The sequence below is a fragment of the Pseudomonas sp. 05N434 genome, from assembly GCF_056396965.1.
In genome coordinates, this window is record NZ_JBFTMK010000968.1 from 1 (window position 1) to 847 (window position 847).

Below are 847 nucleotides of genomic sequence, written 5' to 3' on the forward strand. Positions count from 1 at the left end.
CTCTGGAGCGGAGTTGAGGTAGTGAACAGGTTGCAAGCGCTTAGTCAAAATGAAGCGCTCATGCGGTCAAACCTACAGATTGTCTTCAGGTACTGCGTCACGTGCGATGCAGGTCTTTCCGCTGCGAGGCTGTTTTCAGTGCGTAATTCTGCCGGAAAATTTCAATTTCCTTCGGCGAAACCTGGTTTTCACTTTTCCTTCCTTCAGAACGAGGTTGACACCAGATTCCCTGCGTTGACAGATCGAAGTGATCAATCCATACGGACGGCTATCGATAGCGTGATCGAACCCTATGCTTTCGCGTCTAGTGAGATCTGGGGCCAGGAGAGGGATGAGAGTCTAGGTGTATGCAGTGAAATCGGATCACAGTTGGTGCGGTATTTCCTCGAAAGAAAGGCCGATGGYAGTGAAAGCGGCGAGTCCGTGGTGATACCCCCAGAGAAAATTGCAAGGATGCAGTTGGGGGCCATGAGTTTCGCATCGACTATTGTGTTTGCATCCAGYATCCCTAAACCCGTGCTACCAGTGATGTGGCTAGGCGGTGAGGTGACTCTAAGCAACAGAACCGTGAATTGGCTCCCACTGTTCTGGGACGCCCGCAGGACTGGCGCTGTGGACCATTGAAGTCAGTATCAACAGGATCGGAGTGGAGTGACGAGGCTGGTCAAGTGGAGTGCAACTTCGCACGGCATTCCAATTGGTATTCCAACAAAAAGCCAAACCAGAAATTAATGCTATAAATCAATAGTTTCGTTAGTGGATTCAAATTACCCCGGCCCACCAATCCAAGCTGGCAAAGCCCGCCAAGTGCGGGCTTTTTTGCATCTGGGGTTTGGCATTCAAACGC

2 protein-coding genes are annotated in these 847 nt (G+C 50.8%); one reads left to right on the forward strand and one right to left on the reverse strand.

Annotated features, from left to right (window positions below; all coding sequences use genetic code 11):
- Window positions 1-624, forward strand: a 624-nt coding sequence (locus tag AC1DLB_RS31105) for a phosphoribosyltransferase-like protein (protein WP_477786417.1), incomplete at its 5' end; no start/stop codon positions are given.
- Between the two features lie 40 nt (window positions 625-664).
- Here the strand turns inward: AC1DLB_RS31105 and AC1DLB_RS31110 are convergent.
- The coding region (locus tag AC1DLB_RS31110) for a hypothetical protein (protein ID WP_477786418.1) at window positions 665-847 on the reverse strand (183 nt) is incomplete at its 5' end.